The 8,132-nt window shown below is 39.0% G+C and carries 10 protein-coding genes; 8 read left to right on the plus strand and 2 right to left on the minus strand.

Going from position 1 to position 8,132, the window contains the following annotated elements:
* Positions 1 to 63: 63 nt before the first annotated feature.
* Together B4H39_RS10080 and pepA are read right to left on the minus strand one after the other, a co-directional pair.
* A complete protein-coding gene (locus B4H39_RS10080; RefSeq protein ID WP_251422850.1) occupies positions 64 to 717 on the minus strand; it encodes a phosphatase PAP2 family protein in 654 nt (217 codons plus the stop codon).
* Between the two features lie 123 nt (positions 718 to 840).
* Complete coding sequence (gene pepA, locus B4H39_RS10085) at positions 841 to 1,908, minus strand: glutamyl aminopeptidase (RefSeq protein WP_251422853.1); 1,068 nt, start codon at positions 1,906 to 1,908, stop codon at positions 841 to 843.
* A gap of 148 nt (positions 1,909 to 2,056) precedes the next feature.
* Here pepA and B4H39_RS10090 point away from each other — a divergent pair, with 148 nt between their 5' ends.
* The 8 genes from B4H39_RS10090 to bsh all read left to right on the plus strand — a co-directional run bounded on the left by B4H39_RS10090 (position 2,057) and on the right by bsh (position 7,852).
* Positions 2,057 to 2,344 carry a hypothetical protein gene (locus tag B4H39_RS10090; protein ID WP_202230129.1) on the plus strand — a complete coding sequence of 96 codons (288 nt, stop codon included), beginning with the start codon at positions 2,057 to 2,059 and terminating at the stop codon, positions 2,342 to 2,344.
* Positions 2,341 to 2,667 carry a thioredoxin family protein gene (locus tag B4H39_RS10095; RefSeq protein ID WP_251422856.1) on the plus strand — a complete coding sequence of 109 codons (327 nt, stop codon included), beginning with the start codon at positions 2,341 to 2,343 and terminating at the stop codon, positions 2,665 to 2,667. The genes B4H39_RS10090 and B4H39_RS10095 overlap by 4 nt, the downstream gene beginning before the upstream one ends.
* Positions 2,664 to 3,287 (plus strand): YtpR family tRNA-binding protein, encoded by a 624-nt coding sequence (ytpR, locus tag B4H39_RS10100; protein WP_251422859.1) that lies wholly within the window; start codon positions 2,664 to 2,666, stop codon positions 3,285 to 3,287. The genes B4H39_RS10095 and ytpR overlap by 4 nt, the downstream gene beginning before the upstream one ends.
* A gap of 78 nt (positions 3,288 to 3,365) precedes the next feature.
* Positions 3,366 to 3,755, plus strand: coding sequence for a single-stranded DNA-binding protein (locus tag B4H39_RS10105; protein WP_202230132.1), 390 nt, complete (start codon positions 3,366 to 3,368; stop codon positions 3,753 to 3,755).
* A gap of 381 nt (positions 3,756 to 4,136) precedes the next feature.
* The gene (locus tag B4H39_RS10110) at positions 4,137 to 4,286 is read left to right on the plus strand and encodes a ClbS/DfsB family four-helix bundle protein (protein WP_251422862.1); all 150 of its coding nucleotides are present in this window, start codon (positions 4,137 to 4,139) and stop codon (positions 4,284 to 4,286) included.
* 148 nt (positions 4,287 to 4,434) lie between these two features.
* Positions 4,435 to 4,716, plus strand: a complete 282-nt coding sequence (groES, locus tag B4H39_RS10115) for a co-chaperone GroES (protein ID WP_202230133.1) — start codon at positions 4,435 to 4,437, stop codon at positions 4,714 to 4,716.
* 28 nt (positions 4,717 to 4,744) lie between these two features.
* Complete coding sequence (groL, locus tag B4H39_RS10120; protein ID WP_251422864.1) at positions 4,745 to 6,370, plus strand: chaperonin GroEL; 1,626 nt, start codon at positions 4,745 to 4,747, stop codon at positions 6,368 to 6,370.
* A gap of 507 nt (positions 6,371 to 6,877) precedes the next feature.
* Positions 6,878 to 7,852, plus strand: coding sequence for a choloylglycine hydrolase (gene bsh, locus B4H39_RS10125; protein WP_251422867.1), 975 nt, complete (start codon positions 6,878 to 6,880; stop codon positions 7,850 to 7,852).
* Positions 7,853 to 8,132: the final 280 nt, after the last annotated feature.

Raw genomic sequence — 8,132 nt, forward strand, 5'->3', positions numbered from 1 at the left:
GATTTTTGATTATTTTGGATTTTTTGCCTCAGATTATATGAAGGAGAAATTATATGGTGTTTTTCAACTTGCTTGAAGAGCACGTTTTTTATAGTGAAGATAAGTAGGATAAGTAAAGCAGATAATGGAAACGCCCCAAAGCAATCCTCCTAAGGTATCAGAGGGATAATGCACCCAAAGCAGCACACGAGAAAACATTGTTAAAAAGATTAGGAATAAAGTCACGAGACCAGCTAAATACTTGCTCCATATAGAAGTAAGATATTGTAAGAGGATGAAAAAGAGACAACCAAACAGGACGACTGCAAAAGTCGTATGCCCACTCGCAAAACTTTTCCCAGTTTGATCGAAAAAGGCAGGAAAACGGTGCAGTTCTGGACGCTCACGACCAATGATGAGCTTGATGAGCGCATTGCCTCCCACAGCTATTCCCGAAACAAGGGCCAGCCAAATCGCTGACACTTTATCTTTAATAAAAAGAACCGCAATAATGATTAGCGCAACTATAGCTCCCAGAGCATCCCCTAGAAGGACTGCAACAATAGATGAAACTTGTATAAGAAAAGTGTTGTCTTGCAAGTGCCATGCAGCTGTCTGCAAGTAGGGATCAATATATGGCATTGGAGAATGGGTGTAATGGAGCTTCACAATAACAGTGAGTATTATAAATAAAGCTAGTGCCACAGCACCTAAGCTATAGTAGATTTTTTTATTCATAGTTTCCTTCATATCTTATTTGAAAAATGACTTTTATTTTTTACTTTTTATCTAAAACAAAGATGAATGCTAGAGGGATTTTAGCGAATTACCGCTAAAAAGAGGCGGCTGCCTCTTTGTAAACTAATAATTTTTAATCTTTGAAATCTTTTCTTTATCAAGTGATGTCACAATGGCACGAATAAAGTTTTGAGCTTCCATGAAGTCATCAATGTTGAAGATACTTTGATGGCTGTGGATGTAACGTGCACATACGCCGATTGTTGTTGAAGGTATGCCTTCATTTTGCAAGTGGGCCGCACCAGCGTCGGTGCCGCCTTTGGAGATGTAGGCTTGTGTCTTAATGCCGTTGATTTCTGCTGTATTGAGCAAGAAATCTTTCATACCAGGAAGCATGATGTGTCCGGGGTCATAGTAACGGAGCAGTGAGCCTGCACCTAGACGACCGTTGTCATTAGCAAATGTATCCGTTGCCGGTGAACAGTCGACAGCGAAGAAGAGCTCAGGTCTGAATTTTCGTGTTGAAACATGAGCGCCGCGCAGACCAACTTCTTCTTGGACATTTGCGCCAATAATTAATGTAACAGGCAATTCCTTATCTTTAAGGTAGTCCAAAAGTTCTAGAACCATAAGACAACCATAACGGTTATCCCAAGCTTTGCCGATAACATTTTTGCCATTGGCAGTTAAGATAGTTTCAGCTTCTGGGACGATAACATCCCCTTGACGTATCCCAAATTCTAAAACTTCCTCTCTGTTCATGAAACCACCATCAAAGATAATGTCTTCAACTTGTGGCAAAGTGAGTGCTCCGGAAGCACCGCGTAAAAGATGTGGAGGTAAGCCGCCGGTAACGACAGGGATTTTTTGACCATCACGTGTAAATAGAGTGAAACGTTGGGCACTAATAACTAAGGGGTTCCATCCACCAAGAGCGACAACGCGAAAAGTTCCGTCAGATTTGATGGAGGAAACCATGAAACCAACTTCATCCATATGCGCAGCAATCATCACGCGTGGAGCATTTTTTATTTGACTTTCTTTTGTGACAAAGATGCCTCCAAGGCCATCAGTTTCAGGGCTATATCCTAGCTCAATCATGCGTGCGCGCATATAGTCACGCATAGGGGCTTCATAGCCGCTGGTTGCTTGGATTTCAGTTATTTCTTTAATCTTGCTAAATAAAGTCATGTGAGGCTCCTTTGGTTTTTTATACCCCTTATTGTAGCATTTAAAGGTAACATATGACAACATATTGTCAGGAGGGGGCAACTGGTACAAGAGGAAGGAGGAGTAATTATAAGTATTAATATGAAAGATTTTATGTTAAAATTTTTATATGAAAAAATATTTTAAAGTTGGCTTGGGTTTGCTTGCCGCTATAGCTGGCGCGCAGATACTTTACCGAGGCTACAAACATATTGAGGGTAATTTGCGCGAGGAGCTTATTGACGCTGTACGCGAATCTTTTGCCGATCAAGATATTCAAGTGGTCTGGCTCTTTGAAGAAGCTGATCGAGGAGCTATTTATAAAGGTGGTGTGGTTGTTGGGAAAAACCAAAATATCAATTTTGAAATTGATGGAGAAACCTTGAAAATTACAGAGTTAGGAGAGGAGTATTTATGATTATTCCAAAAAATTACGAAGAGCTTGCTGAAATTGTTAAATCAGATGGCAAACACGTGCTGTTCTTTACTGCAGGCTGGTGTCCCGACTGCACGTTCATCAAACCAAGAATGCCAGAACTCGAAGCAGAGTTTTCAGATTTTAACTTTGTAGAAGTTGATCGTGATGAATTTATGGACTTAGCTATCGAATGGGGAATCATGGGCATTCCTAGTTTTGTAACACTTGAAAATGGCAAGGAAACAGGCCGTTTGGTTAATAAATTGCGTAAAACAAAAGAAGAAGTGAGTGAATTTTTGAAGGGTGTAGAAGAAAGAAAATGATTGCAACGTATAATAAAAATGTGGGTGATGTCCTCATGCTTATTGTGGCGAACAATGAGGGAGCGGACGTAAACTACGAGCGTAAGGCGGATGTTGCGCGTGTCTTCCGTGAAGATACTGGGCAAACAGTAGCTTGGAATATTTTCAATGTTAAAGAAGAGTGGCCAGATTTGGCTCAAGGGCAAAACGCTTTGACTAAAGCACAGGTTGCAGAGCTTAACCTAAGATTGAGTAAAGCAGGGTTTGAAGAGCAACTTGTATATGATGGACAGCCCAAGTTCGTTGTGGCGGAGATTCTCACAATGGAAGATCATGCAGACAGTGATCATTTGCATGTATGTCAAGTAGATGTGGGATTAGAAGAACCTGTGCAAATCGTTTGTGGCGCACCTAATGCCTTTGTTGGTATGAAAACAGTTGCAGCCTTACCAGGTGCTATGATGCCTTCAGGAAGTTTGATTTGGCCTGGTGCTCTGCGTGGTGTACCTTCCTTTGGTATGTTATGTTCAGCGCGTGAGCTTGATTTGCCAAATGCGCCACAAGTTCGTGGAATTATTGACCTACAAACAGACGTGACAGCTGGTGCAGCTTTTGACCCAGAAACAATGTGGCAAGCTTAAAAAAAAATAAAATAAAGAAAAAGATTCCAGTGAAAGTTGGAATCTTTTTTCGTATTATTAATAACAGGAGGTAAAACGATGAATAAAACACTACTTATTGGGCGGCTTGTTGCAACCCCAGAGCTAAGTAAGACGACAAACGATAAGAGCTTGCTTAGGATAAATTTAGCAGTTAAAAGACGCTACAAAAATGCAGAAGGTGAGAAGGATGCGGACTTTATTTCCCTAGTTTTTTGGGAAAGAGCTGCTGAACATTGTGCATCTTATGCTAAAAAAGGAGCTTTACTTGCGGTTGAAGGAGAAATACGAACGCGAACTTATCTTGATAAACAGGAACAGAAACGCTATGTGACAGAAGTTTTGGTTAAAAACTTTGATCTTTTGGAGAGCCGTGCAACAGTCGCCATGCGACAGGGAAATGTAGAAAGTGAGCCTCTAGATTTGAAAGAAGAAGAACTTCCCTTTTGACAGCGAAAAAAACCATTTTTCTTCTGCTAATATAAAGGAAACAATGAAGGATGAGGAAGAAGGATACAAACGCGAAAAATAAAGGAAGAACTTCTTCTTTTTTCATAGGAAAACTGGAGTAAAATATGTAACTTGGTTGTATAACTCTCTTGAAGCACGAGAAAGCAACTTTAAGTTTGGCTATGAACGAGGTAGGGAAAGCACATTAGGGGCGGGACAAAAACATATATGATGTCTTTGTGCATTTTTGTGAGTGGCAGATACTTTTACAAAACTATGTAAGGGAGAATCAAGACTTTTTACCCTCCTCTATAGTTGGAAATGAACCAATATTTTGGAGAAAAGCAGCAAATAACTCCCTACTAGAGCAATCAAGAAAAAATGTCTGTGAGTCATGAAGAAAGGCTTAGTCCCTTGCGACAATTTTTTGATAAAGCGCTCTACACAGAGAGTTTTTATTCGTGGACTGGAACGACAAGCTTAGGGCAGTATTTTCAGTTCTCTCTTGCCTCTATTATGATTGGGCTCTGAAGAAGATACGCCTTCATAATAAAAGGTTCCAAAGATAGAAAAAAGAGTTTTTTTCTTGACTAATTTTGACCTTCGCGGTAAAATAAGAGATATAAGTTAGCAGTCAAACTTAAAGAGTGCTAAAATAAAACAAAAATGGAGGAATAACATGTTGAAACCCTTAGCAGATCGCGTTGTTTTGCGTATAAAAGAGGAAGAAGAAAAATCTTTAGGTGGTATTGTCTTGGCTTCAGCGGCCCAAGAAAAGCCGCAGATTGCTGAAGTAGTAGCAGTAGGTCCAGGAAAAACAACTCATCATGGAACGGTTATTGCACCTACAGTACAAGTTGGTGATACAGTTCTCTTTGAAAAATTTGCGGGTACCAATGTAAAATTTGAAGGCGAAGATTTCTTGATTATCAAGGAATCTGATATTCTTGCGATTGTTTAAGGAAAATAAAGACAGGAGAGAGTAAAAAATGGCAAAAGATATTAAATTTTCATCAGATGCACGTTCAGCAATGGTTCGTGGTATTGATATTTTAGCAGATACAGTAAAAACAACACTTGGCCCTAAAGGTCGTAATGTTGTTCTTGAAAAATCTTACGGAAGTCCCCTTATCACTAACGATGGTGTAACTATCGCAAAAGAGATTGAGCTGGAAGATCATTTTGAAAATATGGGAGCAAAACTGGTTAGTGAAGTTGCTTCAAAAACAAATGATGTTGCCGGTGACGGAACAACAACAGCCACAGTTTTGACACAAGCTATCGTCCGTGAGGGCTTGAAAAACGTAACTGCTGGTGCTAACCCAGTGGGAATTCGTCGTGGTATTGAGCTGGCTACTGAAACAGCTGTGAAAGCACTTAAAGAGTTGGCTATCCCAGTATCTGGTAAGGAAGCTATTGCACAAGTTGCAGCTGTATCCTCTCGTTCAGAAAAAGTTGGAGAGTACATCTCCAATGCTATGGAAAAAGTTGGTAATGACGGTGTTATTACTATTGAAGAGTCAAAAGGTATGCAAACTGAACTTGAAGTTGTAGAAGGTATGCAGTTTGACCGTGGTTACTTGTCTCAATACATGGTAACAGATAATGAAAAAATGGTTGCTAACCTTGATAATCCATACATCTTGATTACGGACAAGAAGATTTCAAATATCCAAGAAATCTTACCTTTACTTGAACAAATCTTGAAAACAAACCGTCCTTTGCTTATCGTAGCAGATGATGTTGATGGTGAAGCTTTACCAACTCTTGTGTTGAACAAGATTCGTGGTACTTTCAATGTCGTTGCTGTCAAAGCACCAGGGTTTGGTGACCGTCGTAAAGCACAACTGGAAGATTTAGCTATCCTTACAGGTGGGACTGTTATTACAGAAGAGCTTGGTTTGGAACTTAAAGATGCAGGTTTAGAAGCCCTTGGACAGGCGAGCAAAGTCACTGTCGATAAAGAACACACAACAATTGTTGAAGGAGCTGGTTCAGCAGATGCAATTGCAACACGTGTAGCTACGCTCAAAGCTCAAGTTGAACAAACAACTTCTGAATTTGACCGTGAAAAACTTCAAGAGCGCTTAGCAAAACTTTCTGGCGGTGTCGCTGTGATTAAAGTAGGTGCTGCTACAGAAACTGAACTCAAAGCACAAAAACTTTTAATCGAAGATGCGCTTAATGCAACACGTGCAGCTGTAGAAGAAGGTATCGTCGCTGGTGGTGGTACTGCTCTTGTAACAGTCCTCTCTGCTCTTGATGCGCTGGAAGAAGAAGGGGATGTACAAACAGGTGTGACCATCGTTCGCCGTGCACTTGAAGAGCCTGTACGCCAAATTGCAGCCAATGCTGGTTATGAAGGTTCAGTCATCATTGACAAGCTCAAATCTGCAGGTAAAGGTGTCGGCTTCAATGCGGCTACCGGTGAGTGGGTGCAAATGATTGAAGCAGGTATTGTGGATCCCGCAAAAGTAACACGTTCAGCACTTCAAAATGCTGCATCAGTAGCAGGTCTTATCTTGACGACAGAAGCAGTTGTTGCGGATAAACCAGAGCCAGCTAGTCCAGCTGCTCCAGCCATGGATCCGTCAATGATGGGTGGCATGATGTAATATTATAAAAGAACCCTTTAATAATAAGGGTTCTTTTTGTGTCTTTACTCATAAAATGCATAAAGGGAGCAAAAGGTGGACAATAATTTAAAGTATATTATCTAGGGCAGTTGTTATCTGATCTTTTGATTTTTGAGTAACATGGTTATAAATTAATAGGGGAGTATCTGCCTTAGCATGTCCTATACGTTCCATCATTATTTTCAGAGATGTGTTTGATTTTGCTAGGATAGGTACATGTGTTTAATCTTTTCTTGTATGGAAGAAATTTCTTGACATGAGGCAGAATGACTACTATAATGTGGTTGAATACGGTTGATTGCTTAGAATTTTCTTCACACTTTAGAAATTGTGTAAACTTTTCATAGGGAACGTTTAAAGCTGTGAAGAGTTAATAAAATGTGGTCAATTGTATGAAATTTATTCAAAACATTGTCTATTGAAACTGTTTGGGTATAGTGTAATAAACACGGTATCTAGCATTAAGTTGAGAATTTGGAGGGAATTATGTGCACATCAATTACATACGTGACAAAAGACCATTACTTTGGAAGAAATTTTGACTATGAGATATCTTACAATGAAGTTGTAGCTATTACTCCGAGAAATTATATCTTAGATTTTCGAAAAATAGAAAATTTAAATACTCATTATGCAATGATTGGAATAGCTGCAGGTATAGCAGATTATCCTCTTTACTATGATGCCATGAATGAAAAAGGGCTATGTATGGCTGGGTTAAATTTTGCTGGTTACGCATACTATAATGAATATGAGGAAGGAAAAGAAAATGTTTCACCTTTTGAATTTATTCCATACATTTTAGGGCAGTGTACGACTGTAGATGAAGCCAAAAAACTTTTAAATACTATAAATTTAGTCAATATTAATTTTAGTGATGACCTTCCTCTATCACCGTTGCATTGGTTGCTTGCAGATAAGGAGAAATCAATCGTCATTGAAAGTATGGAAGATGGGCTTCATATATACGATAATCCTGTAGGAGTTTTAACAAATAATCCTTCTTTTGATTATCAACTCTTTAATTTGAATAACTATCGTGCATTATCTAACATGACACCTAAAAATAATTTTTCAAATCAAGTGGATTTAGAGGTTTATAGTCGAGGTATGGGAGGAATAGGCTTACCAGGAGATCTTTCTTCAACATCTCGATTTGTTAGAGCAGCTTTTGCGAAATTAAATTCAGTATCAGGAAATTCAGAAGATGAAAGCATTAGCCAGTTTTTCCATATATTAGGAGCAGTGGAGCAACAAAGAGGCCTGTGTGACGTAGGAGATGAGAAATACGAATATACAGTATATTCATCCTGCTGCAATGCAGATAAGGGAATCTATTATTATCGAACATATGAAAATAGCCAAATTACAGCCTTAGATATGTTTAAAGAGGACTTGGAGAGTAATCAAATAGTTAAGTATCCCCTAGTAGAAAAGCAGCAAATTAATTATGCCAATTAGTTTATGTAGAATGTTGGTAAATTTTTTCTAAATGAAAACATTCAGATTGGCGCTTGAAAAGTAAAAAAACAGATGTCAGAATATATTTGGAGCCATAAGCTACAACAGTAACATCCAAGGCCGTCTTTTTGCTTAAGTGAGCGGCAAACATATTATTCATAGAATTGAGAGCGTCGTAGTTTCGCGGTGCTCTTTTATGTTATAATAAAAGTCTGTTCTTATAGGTGTCCCTGCTTCGGTGGGGATTTTTTAGTAGCTTGAATTTATAATTTAAGTGCAA

It is taken from the genome of Lactococcus sp. UBA7128, from assembly GCF_002492185.1.
Taxonomy (GTDB): Bacteria; Bacillota; Bacilli; order Lactobacillales; family Streptococcaceae; genus Lactococcus; species Lactococcus muris.